The organism is Streptomyces sp. NPDC101166 (assembly GCF_044768125.1).
Classification (GTDB): domain Bacteria; phylum Actinomycetota; class Actinomycetes; order Streptomycetales; family Streptomycetaceae; genus Streptomyces.
Map to the genome: position 1 here is coordinate 173379 of NZ_JBIWPF010000014.1, position 13614 is coordinate 186992.

Annotated in this window: 11 protein-coding genes and 1 pseudogene; 3 read left to right on the plus strand and 9 right to left on the minus strand. The window is 67.8% G+C overall.

All coding sequences use genetic code 11. The features are described from left to right. Window positions 1-14 precede the first annotated feature (14 nt). The 3 genes from ACIRS4_RS24980 to ACIRS4_RS24990 form a co-directional block, all read right to left on the minus strand. On the minus strand, window positions 15-1313 hold the full coding sequence (locus ACIRS4_RS24980; RefSeq protein ID WP_404199910.1) for a restriction endonuclease subunit S: 1299 nt from the start codon (window positions 1311-1313) through the stop codon (window positions 15-17). Beyond that, a complete protein-coding gene (locus ACIRS4_RS24985) occupies window positions 1310-3376 on the minus strand; it encodes an N-6 DNA methylase (RefSeq protein ID WP_404199913.1) in 2067 nt (688 codons plus the stop codon). Before ACIRS4_RS24985 ends, ACIRS4_RS24980 begins: the two co-directional genes overlap by 4 nt. A 79-nt stretch (window positions 3377-3455) precedes the next feature. Then, window positions 3456-5579 carry an N-6 DNA methylase gene (locus ACIRS4_RS24990; RefSeq protein WP_404199916.1) on the minus strand — a complete coding sequence of 708 codons (2124 nt, stop codon included), beginning with the start codon at window positions 5577-5579 and terminating at the stop codon, window positions 3456-3458. Between the two features lie 190 nt (window positions 5580-5769). Here ACIRS4_RS24990 and ACIRS4_RS24995 point away from each other — a divergent pair, with 190 nt between their 5' ends. Next, window positions 5770-7464, plus strand: a complete 1695-nt coding sequence (locus ACIRS4_RS24995) for a TIGR04141 family sporadically distributed protein (protein ID WP_404199919.1) — start codon at window positions 5770-5772, stop codon at window positions 7462-7464. Here ACIRS4_RS24995 and ACIRS4_RS25000 read toward each other — a convergent pair. Beyond that, on the minus strand, window positions 7449-8312 hold the full coding sequence (locus ACIRS4_RS25000; protein ID WP_404199922.1) for a Fic/DOC family protein: 864 nt from the start codon (window positions 8310-8312) through the stop codon (window positions 7449-7451). The genes ACIRS4_RS24995 and ACIRS4_RS25000 overlap by 16 nt on opposite strands. Window positions 8313-8381: 69 nt before the next feature. Next, on the minus strand, window positions 8382-8732 hold the full coding sequence (locus ACIRS4_RS25005; RefSeq protein WP_404199925.1) for a type II toxin-antitoxin system Phd/YefM family antitoxin: 351 nt from the start codon (window positions 8730-8732) through the stop codon (window positions 8382-8384). Between the two features lie 977 nt (window positions 8733-9709). On the opposite strand from ACIRS4_RS25005, the gene ACIRS4_RS25010 reads away from it, so the two are divergent. Together ACIRS4_RS25010 and ACIRS4_RS25015 are read left to right on the plus strand one after the other, a co-directional pair. Next, window positions 9710-10750: a beta family protein gene (locus tag ACIRS4_RS25010; protein ID WP_404199927.1), complete on the plus strand. Its 1041-nt coding sequence runs from the start codon at window positions 9710-9712 to the stop codon at window positions 10748-10750. A gap of 375 nt (window positions 10751-11125) precedes the next feature. Continuing rightward, a complete protein-coding gene (locus ACIRS4_RS25015; RefSeq protein WP_404199930.1) occupies window positions 11126-12001 on the plus strand; it encodes a hypothetical protein in 876 nt (291 codons plus the stop codon). 79 nt (window positions 12002-12080) lie between these two features. Here ACIRS4_RS25015 and ACIRS4_RS25020 read toward each other — a convergent pair. The 4 genes and pseudogenes from ACIRS4_RS25020 to ACIRS4_RS25035 all read right to left on the minus strand — a co-directional run. After that, window positions 12081-12239 (minus strand): annotated as a pseudogene (locus tag ACIRS4_RS25020) (Txe/YoeB family addiction module toxin); the annotation flags it as partial. Next, a complete protein-coding gene (locus tag ACIRS4_RS25025) occupies window positions 12215-12526 on the minus strand; it encodes a type II toxin-antitoxin system Phd/YefM family antitoxin (RefSeq protein ID WP_404199933.1) in 312 nt (103 codons plus the stop codon). The gene ACIRS4_RS25025 and the pseudogene ACIRS4_RS25020, both read right to left, overlap by 25 nt. 83 nt (window positions 12527-12609) lie before the next feature. Further along, the gene (locus tag ACIRS4_RS25030; RefSeq protein ID WP_404199936.1) at window positions 12610-12945 is read right to left on the minus strand and encodes a MazG-like family protein; all 336 of its coding nucleotides are present in this window, start codon (window positions 12943-12945) and stop codon (window positions 12610-12612) included. 38 nt (window positions 12946-12983) lie between these two features. After that, entirely contained in the window at window positions 12984-13529 is a 546-nt protein-coding gene (locus ACIRS4_RS25035) for a DoxX family protein (protein ID WP_404199939.1), read from the minus strand. Window positions 13530-13614 lie beyond the last annotated feature (85 nt).

Genomic DNA, 13614 nt, shown 5'->3' on the forward strand with positions numbered 1-13614 from the left:
GACTCATGGCGCGATCATTCCTCGATCCCTCGTCCACTGGCGGTGGACACGTCGATCTGGCCGGTGACGGCGGCGGTGATCAGGGCTTGGCGCCGCTCAGTGAGGAGAGCAGAGTGTCGTGCAACTCGCGAGCGGAGCGCCTCATGTGTACCCAGTGATCGGCTGACGGAAGCGGCAAGGGAAGCTTGCTCTGCCAAGCTGGGGGTCGGTACCAGAACACGCTTCAGGTCCCAAATGTTGATGCCCTTGATTGTTGCCCCTGTGACTCGCTGCTGAATTTGATGAACCACTGCGGGTGACTCCAGGACAAGGCGTAGCCAATCGGCGGAGATTCCAGAAGCAACTGAAATGCGAGCCGCATCTTGTGTCAGGTTCGCGCCAGTCAATTCATCCGGCACTACAGCGATCTCGCCTACGCTTCCACGGATGGCGATAACAATGTCACCGCCCTTGACGCGAGAGCGAGCGTAGCCCGACTCAATCTCCCGAGTTGTGCGATTCAAGGTGCCTAGCGACAACCTGTCGGCTGCTACGTCGCCGCCCTTGATGATGGGAACGCCCTCTGTCACGTTAGGGCCAGGCAAGACAATGCCGTACATAATTTGCCGGAATTGATCCGTCACGTGTGCCAGTGGCGTCCACTTCCAGCCATTTGGAAGGCTGTCACCTGGCTTCTCGGCGCCCGGATGGAGCATCTGCGCCAGTACGGCCTGCTCTCTTTCGCGGACGACCCCATCGAACCGTGACAACGAGGAACGAAGCCTGTCCATGCGAGCGGTCTCGGCATCGAGGAAGTCGGCGATTCGGCGCTGCTCAGCAGTCGAAGGAACTGGAACCCTCAATTGCTCAATGTCCGGCATGTAGATCGTCTTGTGAGTGGACCCTGTGGAAATTCGCTTGAAATCCGGAGTCATCGCCCTGAGGCAATGTAGGAGATACCTGGGGTCCAACTTGGGCCCGCACGTCCACGTGGCAAAATCCTGACTCGTCGCCATATCCGTACCCATGATGGCGGAGTAGCCGACTGATGCGGTACGTGAGAGAATTACAGTACCGGCTGGATGTTTTACCGCTGCCGAATTGGCCAAGCCCAGCGTGCTAACTTTTTCTTTTGTCTCCTGAATGACATCGGTGGTGCCGCTGCGCAACTGCCATACGTCTGCCAGGGTAATCCAGGGAACCGTGCAATTATCCCAATATTCGGGCATGCTCCGGCTGGGCGTGTGCCCGGAACCAAGCCGGGCAACAAGCCGAATTGGCACGGTTGGCCAGTGGGATTCTTCAAGCCATGGGGCGACGGGAGTTCGTGTCACTTCGTCACCTCCCCGAGCAGCGCCTGAATCTCCGCCTCCAGAGCCTGCAACTCCGCGTCGATCTCCCCCAACGGCCGCGGCGGCTTGTACACGTAGAAATGCCGCGTGAGCGGAATCTCGTATCCCACCTTCGTCTTACTGTGGTCGATCCACGCGTCCGGCACATGCGGCAGCACCTCCCGCCGCAAGTACGCCTCCGCGTCCTCCTCCAGCGGAACGTTCTCGTAGTCCCGCAGCTCCGGATCGGGCTCCGGCTCGCCCTTGACCTTCTGCACCTCGCCCCCCGGGTCCCGGACACCCACCGCCTCCCGCAGCGCCTTTCCGAACGGCGCGCCCGTCGGCCACAGCAGGCCGGCCGCGACGACCGCGTCTTTGAGGTCGATCCACGCGTCGGATTTCGTCGTCCAGGACTTGCCGACCAGCGGGCGCAGCGCCGCCACGAATGCCTCGGCGTCCGTGGCCCGTGCGATCGGCTTTGAAGCGACGATGGTCGCCAGTGTCTCCTCCGTCACCTCGAAGCGGAGCTTCAGCGGCCGTTCGACGGTGATCCGGTGATACCCGAAGTCCTCGTTGCGGAAGACCTTGATCTTCCCGGCCCGGTCGGCCAGGTCGTGCCCGCCGCCCCTCTCCGCCGCGTCGAGGACCGCCAGCGCCTCCGTGTAGAGCCGCGTGATTTCAGAGATGTGCTGTGCGCTCAGTTCCTTTCGCTTGTCGCCGAGTGACTTGCGCATCTTGCGCCAGTAGTCGCGCGCGTCCAGCAGGACGACCTTGCCGCGCCGGTCCCTGGACTTGCGATTGCTGAGCACCCAGAAGTACGTGGAGATGCCGGTGTTGTAGAAGAGCTGGTCGGGCAGGGCCACGATGCCCTCCAGCCAGTCGTTCTCCAGGATCCACTGCCGGATCTTCGACTCGCCCGACTCCGCCGCCCCAGTGAACAGCGGGGAGCCGTTGAAGACGATCGCGATACGGCTGCCGCCCGCCCCCGACGCGTCCACCGGCTTCATCTTCGAGATCATGTGCTGGAGGAAGAGCAGCGAGCCGTCGTTGATACGCGGCAGGCCGGCCCCGAACCGCCCGCTCTCACCGAGGTGTTCGTGTTCGTACTCGACCGTGTCCTTGACCTTCTTCCACTCCACGCCGAACGGCGGGTTGGCCAGCAGGTAGTCGAAGGTGGCGCCGGTGTGGCCGTCGTCGCTGAACGAGTTGCCGAACTTGATGTTCTCCGGGTCCTGGCCCTTGATCATCATGTCCGACCGGCAGATGGCCCAGGACTCGGGGTTGAGTTCCTGGCCGAAGACCTTGACGGTGGCGTCCGGGTTGTGAGCTGTGATGTGCTCCTCGGCCGCGCTGAGCATGCCGCCTGTGCCGCAGGCCGGGTCCATGACCGTGCGGACGGTGCCCGGCAGGGCGAGGGCATCGCTGTCCGGTGCGACGAGCAGGTTGACCATCAGCCGGATGACTTCCCGCGGCGTGAAGTGCTCACCGGCCGTCTCGTTGGACTGCTCGGCGAAGCGCCGGATCAGCTCCTCGAAGATGTAGCCCATCTGGTGGTTGGTGACGATCTCGACCGGCTTGCCGTCCTCGCCGAGCACGACATTGCCGTCTTCGTCCCTCTTCACCGGCCGCAGGTCGAGGTCGGCGAACCGTCCGACCACCTGGTACAGCAGTTCCGCCGCGTCCAGCCGCTTGATCTGCTGGGCGAAGTCGTACCTCTCCAGGACCTCCCGCGCGTTGGGGGAGAAGGCGCCGTAGTACTCGTTGAGGTATTTCGCCGCGTGCGAGGCATCGCCTGCGATGGCCTTCAGCGTGTAGGTGCTGGTGTTGTAGAAGCTGTGGCCGGACGCCTTGCGCAGGAAGCGGTCGGGGTTGATGTCCTGGTTCTCGTAGCGGGCGGCGACCTCCAGGACCTTGTCCTTGGTCGGGGCGAGGACACACTCCAGGCGTCGCAGGACGGTGAACGGCAGGATCACCTTGCCGTAGTCGGACTGCTTGTAGTCGCCGCGCAAGAGGTCCGCGACCGACCACGCGTGGTTCGCCAGTTCCGTGTGCTTACTGCTGTTCAACACTGTCCTTCCGGGGTTTCGCCGTCCCCGAGGGACGGAGAGGTCAAGTCTGGCCGTTCGCGGTGCCGGGCCGAAGGTTTCACGCCGATCCGTGACCGTCCGGCAACAGTGCGCCGCCGGTGAGTCCGGTGCTGAGGAGCCGTGTGACGTCCTCGGCGGCCCGGTCGGCTCGGTGGGCGGCGGTACGCAACTCGTGCAGGCGGCGGAACGCGGCGCCGTAGCGCTGCTGTTCGGCGAGTGGGAGCAAGGGGACGCGTAGTCGCCGGGGGTCCACCCGAACGATGGATGTGCCGGTGGCCGCGGCGTTGACGTTCTGTTCCGCCGCGAGGAACCCGGCCAGGAACCAGGGGTCGAGCCGACGTTGGTCCGGACGGAAGAGCAGTAGATGGGGCCCCAGGAAGCAGCCGGTCTCGTCCGGCTCGACGACCCGGGCCACGACACTGTGCCCTACCCGGAGTGACTCCGTGAGCAGCACGTCACTTCCCTGGATCAAAGGGGGAGGGGCGTCGGCGGGAAGGTCCGCTGTCGTTCCGGAGGCGGGTCGGTTCTGCACGACGTCGGCCGCCGTGAGTGTCGGACGTCCGCCGGGTTCTGGTTCAGGCCGCGGTAGCGGTTCGCCGGTGCGGGTCCGGCGGTTTGCGGGCGGGGTGCGAAGCAGGCTGAGAGCGCCGCCGCGCAGCAGATCCGCGACCGTCGCTGTCCGCCAGTCGCGGGGGCGGTCGTCGGCCGGTGGCCAGTCGCCTTGGGCGCTGAGGTCGGTCAGGTCCTGCGCGGCTCGGTGGAGTTGGCCGTACAGCTCCGATGCCTGTCGGGCCAGCAGGGCGGGGCGCAGAGCTTGTCGGGAAGCGGTTCGGATGTGGCGGGCCGGGGTCAGGTCCACGGCCTCCGCGAGGAGGTCCGTGATCGGTACGGCGCCGGCGATGCCCGGGGTCCCTGTGAAGCCGTCCCGGTCGGCGAGATATGGCCGCCACGCCGAGAGCACGGTGTCGTCGATGGCGGCCCAGTCGAGGTCCCGGTTCTCGGAAGCGGAGGCGTCGACGAGCAGAACCGTCCCCGGAGGTTCGGCCTGCGGATCGGGCCGTTCGAGCACCCACAGGTGCAGGCCGATGTGGAGCGGGGTGGCCGCGCCCTGGGGAAGCGAGACGACCGCGCGGAGGGCTCCGTCACGTACGAGCTGTGCCCGGATACGCCGGCCGGCGGTGCGTTCAGCGACGGCGGGCGGCATGAGGAGCACGGCACGGCCGCCCGGCGCGAGGTGGGCCAGACAGTGCTGGACCCAGGCGAGTTCGGGCTCGCCCTTGGGCGGCACGCCGTAGGCCCAGCGTTGGTCGTACGCCAGATCCTCGTGCCCCCAGTCACGGACGCCGTACGGCGGATTGCACAGGACGGCGACCGTGGTCAGGCCCTTGAAGGCGTCGGAGCGCAGGCTGTCCCCGGCATGTACGGAGATCGCCGCCTCGGGAGCGCTGAGCCGGAGCCGCACGGCGGCCTGGGCGGCCTGGGTGACCAGGATGTCCTGGCCGCGCAGTTCGGTCGCCCCTGCGGATGCCGCCGCGGCGAGCAGTGATCCGGTGCCGCACGCGGGGTCGAGAACGCTCGTCGGGAAGTCGCCCGCGCTGTCGGTCAGAAGTCGGGCCATGAGGTCGGCCAAGGGGCGTGGCGTGCGGTAGGTGCCGGTGCCCCCGGTGTCCTCAAGCAGGCGTTCGGCCAGGACGTCCATCGCGGCCTCGACGCCGTCCGCCGCGACGCACCGCACCAAGGCCCTCAGCGGTCCGACCGCGTCGGCGCGGTATGCGGGGCCCTCGATTCCGGGAACGTCATCCGCTTCGTCGGCCGTGGCCGACCGGGCCCACCGCAGCAGCGCGTCGTCACGTAGTTCGGGGAGGGCTTCACGTTCCTTCCCGCCCAGCTGGGCGGCGGCGAGCAGCGCGGGGAGCAGGTGCAGGGCCGGTTCGCCATCGCCGGGGTGGGCGCGCAGCGCGGTGCGGAGTTCGTCCGCCGGTGTGTCGTCGGGGAGCTGGCCACGGGCGGAGAGCCAGGCGCGTACGGCGTCGACGTCGTAGGTGGGGCTGGTGTCCGTGCCTCCGGCCGGGGCGGGAAAGTCCGGGTGCCGACGGCGCCAGTTGCTGACCGTGGCGCGGGTGACGCCGGCCAGCCGGGAGATGTCGGCGGCGGTCACGAGGGCACTGGCCTGCTGGTTCATGGGCTCCTGCGGGTGACGTGGGGGCGGGCGGGCTGGACGGCCCCACTCTATACCAGTGCCTCACTGGCGTGAAGTGTTTGACAGTGCTTTCAGTTAGAGCTGTACTGGGTGTGCTTTCACTCGGCCTCCCGGCTTCCCCGGGATTCTCAGGCCTCCCCCTGCCCATAACTCCTTTGGATGGAGCGGCGCCATGGCAACCAGTACCTCCAGTACCTCCAAGCGCACCCTGTACCGGCTCACGGGTGTCGCTCCCACGGTCGACGCGATGTTCGACGTTCTTTCCCCCGAGCAGCTCGAAGCCGTCGACGCGGAACTGCAGTTCCCGGAGGAGTGGCTGGGGGTTCCGGCGCTGCTGGTCACGGGCAGCTTCGAGCAGTCGGTCGCGAGTTGGTGCGGCGAGATCAACCGCACAACCGGGTGCGAGGTGTCGCGGCCGGTGAACCGGTCGGCCGGGCTGCTGATGCTCGCGGTCGACGGCGAGGTGTACGCCATCGGCTACGACCAGGGATTCCGCCTGGTGCCCGATCGCGTCAAGGACCGGCGGTTCGGACTGAGCTTCGTGATCCGCAGGGTGGACCCCGCCCAGATCCGCGACCTGGTCGCCCACACGCCGGGCGGCGGACGGACCGACATCACCCTAGTGCCCGGCGGCACCCCCGTCTGGAGCCTGGGCGTCCAGGAGCACGCGCAGATCGTGCGCAGGCTGGGCGGCCGGCTGGACGGGATGCGGCTCACGATCGGCCAGGACAACCGTACGAAGATCTCCAGCGTCGAGGGCGGTACCGGGCTGCGGATGCGGCTCGGCGTCGACGCCGCGGACCTGGTCGCGGACATCCGGGCCATCGCCGGTGTCCTCCGGGACGAGACCCCGAGCCCGGCACTGGAATTCGTCGAGCACATCGTCCCGGTCAAGGACGACGACCTCGTCACACGGCTTGAGGAGCGGCTCGACGACATGCTCGGTGAGCAGCCGGACGGACGTATCGCGGTCGCCGTCCCGTCCGACCACTGGGACGACTACGCCGCCGCCCAGGCGTTCGCCACCAAGGTGCACAGCACGGAGGCGTACCTCACCAACGACTTCAGCCTGGAGTACGTCCTCAACCGGGCCCGCGTGCAGAGGCCCGGAACGCGCTTCGGCGCGCTCCGGGACGGCACGGTCACCCTGTACTCGCACACCCGGGCGGAGAAAGGCGACGTCATCTGGACCTCGCCCGTGCTGCGCTGGATCGAGGCGGAGGTGGCGCTCGACGCCCGCCGGTTCTTCCTGCTGGACGGGCAGTGGTACGAGATCGGCGAGGCGTACCTGGCGGCGATTCGTTCGCAGGTCGAGCGGCTCATCACCGGCACGCCCTCGGTCGACCTTCCGGCCTGGGTGCTCGGGGACACGGAGCGGACGTACAACGAGTCGGTGCCCGACCTGCGGCCCGGGTACGTCTGCTTCGACCGTGACAACGTCCGGACGGCGCTGCACCGCGGCAACGGCGTGGAGATCTGCGACCTGCTGAGCCCGGACGACGTCCTGGTCATGGTGAAGCGGGCCAAGGGGTCCGACGCGCTGAGCCATCTGTTCGGCCAGGCCGTGGTCGCCGTGCAGACCCTGCTGCACTCGCCGGAGGCCATGGACGGGTTCGCTCGCAAGGTGGCCATGGCCCGGCCCGGTAGAGGGCTGGCGGAAGGCTTCCGGCCTTCGAAGGTCACTTTCGCGATCCTGCTGAAGAACGGAACCGACCTCACCGCCGACACGCTCTTCCCGTTTTCGCAGGTCACTCTCGTACAGACGGCCAAGCTCCTTGAGGCGTGGGGCGTCGCGGTCGAGGTCACCGGGATCCAGGCCGCGACGGCGACTCCGGGCCGGGCGGGCATCCGTCACCTGGCCGCGTAGTGGGCCCGTCTGACACGTCCATGGGTAACGAAGATCACCCGCACGAGGCACTCATCCCCTGAGGGATCACCTCGTGCCAATGCTCCTGCCGAGGCTCCGCTCGAGTTGATGGGCTCGCGGTCTACGTGGCCACCGTCGAGTTCGCCGCAGTATGCGAAGGTGGCCGAAACCGAAGTCGAGCAGCAGACAACGGCCGACCGGTTCGAAGCGCAACTCCGCGACAACCAGACAGAGGAGACCGTGCAGGGCGTTCTCGGCGTGCCGCGTTTCTGGGAACGGCGCACTCCATTTCGGCCTGACACGTGCCAGACAACAGGCGCCGCACCTGCCGGTCGGGAGACAGAGGCGTCACCCCGGGGTGGTGATGAGCTCGTCGAGTACTGCTCCAACAGGCTGTTGTCACCGAGGAAGCTCTTCACCGAGGCGTCCTCGTTGCGCTGGGGGTCCATGCCTGACCAGTTCAGGTCGTATCCCGCAGCGGTGCTGAGCTGGGCCAGGAACGCCCGCTGGGCACGGCCGTTGCCCTCGCGGAACGGGTGGAGGACGTTCATGTCGCCGTACAGCTCGGCCAGTCGGACGACGAATTCCTGCCGGGGGAGATCCCGCAGATGACCGGAGGAGGCGAGACGGCCGAAGACCTCTCCGGCGTAGGACACCAGGTTTCTCGCCGGGCAGAACGGTGTGCGCTTGGCGATGTTCACGGTGCGTAACTCGCCTGCCCACGGATGGATGTCGCCGAAGATTGCGGCATGGAACGCCTGGAGATGGCCGAGGTCGTACGCGCCGGGCAGGGGGGCGTTCGGTGAGCATGACGAGGCGCGCCCGGGTGATGTCCGCCTCCGCTGCATCGAGCAGCTGCTGGTCGGTGATACCGAGCTTGTTGCGCAGCACGCCGTTGGGCATGGCGTACGGATCGTTCACCCCGCCCGCCGCTCCGAAGTCTGCCCGTGGCGGGCGATCGCACGGGCGACAAGGGTGTCCGCGTCGAGGTCGCCCTTTACGTGCGCCTCGGTGTCGCGGTCGGATGCCTCGGAGGCGTGCAGCCCTTCGGCCTCGATGGAGCCGGTGGCCGAGGCGACGGCCGCACGCCGTGCGGCTCGGCCGCTCAGTGCCTCGAAGGCCTCGACGGACAGGAGGACGCCCTGAGGCTTGCGGTGGGCGCCGATCAGGACCGGGTCGGCATCCGCGCCGGACTCCGATAGGTCGGTCAGGATCCGCGACAGTCTGGCGCGGGCGTCGCTGACGGTCACGACCTCGGGGATCTCCATGCTGTCACCGTACCCCTATAGAGTCTTGATTCTGTACAGACTCTAGTACGGATTCTGGTGGGATGTCGCCATACCCGCCCGCCGCCCCCGGCGTGCCTCCGCATTCGTTGAACAAGGTGCAGACCTTCCGCCCCAGAGCTCGTACGACGTACGCGCCGGCCGTAACACGGTCGCTGCGCCCGGGTCCTCGACGAAGCCCAGAAGGTGCACTCCCTCGACGGCCACTCCCACAACGGCCGCTGGTTCCGCTTCGACGGTTCCCGCCTCCCCGAGGAACGGAGGCTTGCTAGCTCCAGCTCGGCCGTCCCGACCTCGCGGAAGATGCCCTCACCGTAGCCCTCGCCCAACCGCTGTCCCTGCCGCGTCGCGCAGCCGTATTGAGCGATCTTGCCGTCCTCGGGGCCCATCGGGGTGACGTAGATCAGGTCGTGCAGTACGCGGAGACGGTGCTTGTTCTGGCCGACCGGCTGAACTCGGCATTCATCGGCAAGAAGCTGGACGGACGACCTGGCAGCAGGAGACGGACTCGGCCATCTTCGAGTGCATCGAGCAGACCGTCTGAACTCCGATAGCGACGAAGCCTCCGTCCGGACCGCTCCGGCGCGGGGGCGCCTTCTTACGTAGCCATCGAGGTAGCCACGGAAGCGCCCGCCCTGAACGTTTGCGCAGGTCATAGCGTTGCGGTGATTCTCCCCGGCGTACAGCCCGACTCGTCTGCCGCTCAGGTCACTGACCTGCCGCGGCGCCCTGTGATTCACGTACGGCCAGAGTGGGTTTCAGGACGCTCCCCTTCGTCCGTGTCGCTTGCGTGGCAGCGGCCGCCTCGTGCGCTGCGGATCAACCGCGCCCGTTGCCGCAGCTTGGAATCAGAATCGGATTCGTTGGCCGATTGGCGCCCTTTCCGGCCTCGCTCCATGGTTTCACCCTGAATGAAACAAGGATGAACACCGTGCACGGGCAGCGCCGAGGGGGACGCCATGTCCGTACCGCTCTACGTTCCCGTCCTGCCGACCCGGCCGCACGCCACGGCCGCCTACCGTGAGTTGACGCCGGACGCACAGCGCCGGGTCACCCCGCTGTGGACGCTGCCTCCGCGTCCCGGCATGCTGCCGAAACCGCTGGCCGAACGGATCGGCAAGGACGCCGACGAGGTCACCGCGGCGCAGCGTCATGGATCTGCCTGGCTGGACGCGCCGTTCGCCGACGAAACCGAAACCGTGGTCCTGGCCGAAACCCTCACCCCCGACTGGTGGGACCACCGCAACCTGCGGCCGGTCACCGGGCCCGGGCGCCCCGGCCCGCAGCAGTCACTCGCGCTCGCCGTGGCGCGGCGGCGGGAAGAGCCGCTCGGTATCCGTGTGCGCCTACCCGGCGAGTGGAACGACGGCACGGCCTCGGACGTGCGCGAGTTGCTGGACCGGCTCTCCCCGGGCCACCCGGCCGCCCTCTTCCTCGACCTCTGTGCTGTCCTGCCCGACCGCCCCGAAGCTGCCAAGGAGGCGCTGCGCGCCCTTGACGCTCTGGTGCCGCTCACTTCGTGGTGCACTGTGACCGTGGTGGCGGGCGGTTTTCCCGAGCCACCCGCCGACTTCCGCGAGGGTGTTCCGTACGAGGCCCCGCGCACGGACTGGGAAGCCTGGCACGAGATCCAGCACGGTGATCGCCCGTACCTTTCCCGACTCCATTACGGCGACTACGGAATCCACCCCGCCACCTACGTCGCGCAACCCCCGCCCGCCCGCGGCGGCGGCCCGCCCTGGGGCATCCTCCGCTACACCGCTGCCCGCTTCTACCACCTGGCCAAGGTGCCGCACGGCAGGCAGTACGACGACGCGAACCGTGAGGCTGCCCAAAGCCTCACGCGCCTCACGGCCTTCCGGGGCCCCGAGGCGGGCCCGGGGGAGAGGTGGCTGCGCGACCGAGCTCAGGGCAGGACCAGTACGGGCAATCACGCCACGTGGAACCGAGTGGGGAATGTTCAGCACATGACGTTCGTGGCGCGCAGCCTTGGCAGGTAAGTGAGCCTTGACGTCGCCGGATTTCCTGGGGGTCAGCCGCACCTCGAAGTCCCGGCCCCCACGGGGCCGTGGGTGACGGCGTCGGCGGCGAGCTCGGCGCCCGGCGTTCCCGCGGCGTCGTCGTCCACGGGGAGGTTGGTCATCAGCGCAGTGCGTTCCTTGCCTGGTCGCTGCCGGTCGTCCTGAGTCGAGTGGACAGCATTGCGAACAGGGCGACCGCGTCCAGGTAATGGTCGGCGAATCCGGCGAACCGGGCCACCTGCTCGGCGACGTGTTCGGGCGTCCAGGGTTCTCGGGCGACTGACGTGACGAAGCCTCAACGGGGCGGAACATACAGGGCCCTTGTAGCACGAAGCTACTGTAGATTTTTCTGCCATGGCGCACGGTAAAGATGTCGAGAACTCCGAGTCGCGTTTCTTCTCGGTGCTGTTGGCGGCGGCGAAGCTTCCGGGTGTGCGTATCGACCGGGGGGCGTACCTCCGAAGTACGCTGGCGCGCCACTGCTCCGAGGAAGACATCCGGCGCGCGATAGATGAGACCCCCGCGGCGGCGGGCATCACCGTCGAGGTCCTCGACAAGGTCGCCAACGACTCCATCCGCTACGAGACCGCCAAGGTCAGCGCTCTCTCGGCCGCCGCCGGTATCCCCGGCATCCTCGCTCTTCCCGCCACGATTCCGGCCGACACGGCTCAATACTTCGGCCACATGCTGCGTATCGCGCAGAAGCTCGCCTATCTCTACAGCTGGCCCGATCTGTTCTCCGACGAGGGCGATGACGTCGATGATGCGACCAAGGCGGTGCTCACGCTGTTCTTCGGCGTGATGTTCGGCACCCAGTCGGCGAACGCCGCGGTAGGGAAAGTCGCGGGGATGATGGCGGAGCAGGTCGCCAAGCAGCTGCCCAAGAAGGCGCTCACCCATGGGGTCGTCTACCCCATGGTGAAGAGAGTCGCGGGCTACCTCGGTGTCAGGATGACGACGCAGTCCTTCGCGACGACCGTCTCGAAGGCCATCCCCCTCGTAGGTGCCGCAGTCTCAGGCACCCTCACTTTTGCGACTTACCTTCCGATGGCCAAGAGGCTCAAGAAACACCTCGCCGGCCTGCCGCTGGCGGATCCGTCGCAGCGAGTGACGGACGAGGAGGTCCTGGACGGCGAAGTCGTCGAAGAGCACGATTCCTTCGATGCGGCACCCGCCGAACAGCTCGGTGCAGAGCATGTTGTCGTCAAGGTGGAGGACCCTCAAGCCTGACGCGCAAAAGCCCTGCTGAGAACCGGACCGCAGCGGGGCCGGCGTGACGATCTCCCGGTGCCTTGACTTCCTTGTCGTCCACTCGATTGTCGTCCACCCGGTAGACGAGCCGGTGTTCGTCGTCGATCCGCCGTGACCAGTAGCCGGACAGGCCACCCTTCAAGGGCTCCGGCTTGCCGACGCCCGTGAAGGGGGTGCGCTGGATCTCCGCGATCAGCCGGGTGATCCTTCGGGCCATGGCGCGGTCCGAGCCGAGTCAGGAGAGGAAGTCCTCCCATTCGGCCGGGTCGACGTGGACGTTCCTGCCTCGCCGGCCCTGTCCCGTGCGACGGCTTCCATGAGACTTCGTGCGTTGGCGGGGGAGCGCAGCAGGTAGACGGTTTCCTGCCAGGAGTCGTAGTCCTCGGCGGACATCAGTACGGCGTCGCCGCTCTTGGAGCTGATGCGCACGGGGGTGTGGTCGTCATTGACGCGCTTGATGAGCGGGAAGAGATCCCTGCTGGCCTCGCCGGCGCTTATGGTCATCGCGGCACCCTCCCTGGTGGTACTGGAAAACGGTACTGCGATTCCGGTGCCGCCGGACTCCGGGTGAGTCGCCGCCCGCCCGGTCAGGGCAGTGAGCGCCGCGCCACCCGGGTCAGGTGATGGAGGAATACGCCCTCCGCCTCGGGGGTCAGGGTTCGCAGGGCCACCAGCGCCGTGATCGCCACGTCGCACAGTTCCGCCTGGACCTGCTCCCAGGTGTGGGTGGTGCCCTTGCGCGGGTTCTGGCCCGTCGCGCCGATCACCGCCTGCGCCGTCTCGCCCACCTCCTCCGACAGCTTCAGGATGCGCAGCAGCAGGGTCTCGTGGTCCCGCCCGGCAGGCCGGCCGACGTTCAGCCACATGTGCAGGGCGTCCACGATGGTCCAGAGGTCGTCGGCCTCGGCGGCGCTGTCGGTCATGGGGGCCAGCCTGCCCCACCGAGAGGCCCCCGTGGACCTCACTCCTCGAACAGCGGCTCCTGCTCGCCCTCCTTGCGCTGCCGCAGCCGCTTGTTGCGCAGGCCCACGATCACCGATGTGGCCGCCGCGGTCACGCCGAGCGCCACCGGAACCATCCAGTTCCGGTTGACCGTGTGGCCGAGGAGGTGGTCCAGGGAGTAGCGGCCGGGGCCGGTGATCGCGAGGGACGTGCCGGTCAGGGCGAGGGAGGCGGCGTACTCGTAGCCGCCGCTCTGCGCGAAGAAGCCGTTGGGGACGTGCACCGCCGACGCGCCCGCCATCGCGCCGGCCGCCGCCGCGCCCGCCGCCGGGGTGGCCAGGCCCAGCGCCAGCAGCGTGCCGCCGCCGGCCTCCGCCAGGCCCGACGCCGTGGCGCTCGCCTTGCCGGGCGCGTAGCCGACGGACTCCATGAACTGGCCCGTGCCCTCCAGGCCATGGCCGCCGAACCAGCCGAACAGCTTCTGCGTGCCGTGTGCGACCAGCACTCCGCCGGTGCCCAGCCGTAGCAGCAACAGGCCCAGATCACGTCGGTCGTATGCGGTCATGGTGACTCCCGGCTTCCAGCGCGGACGGACATGGGTGCTCCCCCTCCGGTTGTCCACCGTCGCACCCCTCACACCCGTCCGGCCC

Coding starts and splice junctions, on each gene's coding strand:
- ACIRS4_RS25010 (WP_404199927.1), top strand. CDS start 9,710: ATGTCCGTACCGCTCTACGTTCCCGTCCTGCCGACCCGGCCGCACGCC.
- ACIRS4_RS25030 (WP_404199936.1), bottom strand. CDS start 12,945: ATGACCGACAGCGCCGCCGAGGCCGACGACCTCTGGACCATCGTGGAC.
- ACIRS4_RS24995 (WP_404199919.1), top strand. CDS start 5,770: ATGGCAACCAGTACCTCCAGTACCTCCAAGCGCACCCTGTACCGGCTC.
- ACIRS4_RS25000 (WP_404199922.1), bottom strand. CDS start 8,312: ATGCAGCGGAGGCGGACATCACCCGGGCGCGCCTCGTCATGCTCACCG.
- ACIRS4_RS25025 (WP_404199933.1), bottom strand. CDS start 12,526: ATGACCATAAGCGCCGGCGAGGCCAGCAGGGATCTCTTCCCGCTCATC.
- ACIRS4_RS25035 (WP_404199939.1), bottom strand. CDS start 13,529: ATGACCGCATACGACCGACGTGATCTGGGCCTGTTGCTGCTACGGCTG.
- ACIRS4_RS24990 (WP_404199916.1), bottom strand. CDS start 5,579: ATGAACCAGCAGGCCAGTGCCCTCGTGACCGCCGCCGACATCTCCCGG.
- ACIRS4_RS25005 (WP_404199925.1), bottom strand. CDS start 8,732: ATGGAGATCCCCGAGGTCGTGACCGTCAGCGACGCCCGCGCCAGACTG.
- ACIRS4_RS25015 (WP_404199930.1), top strand. CDS start 11,126: ATGGCGCACGGTAAAGATGTCGAGAACTCCGAGTCGCGTTTCTTCTCG.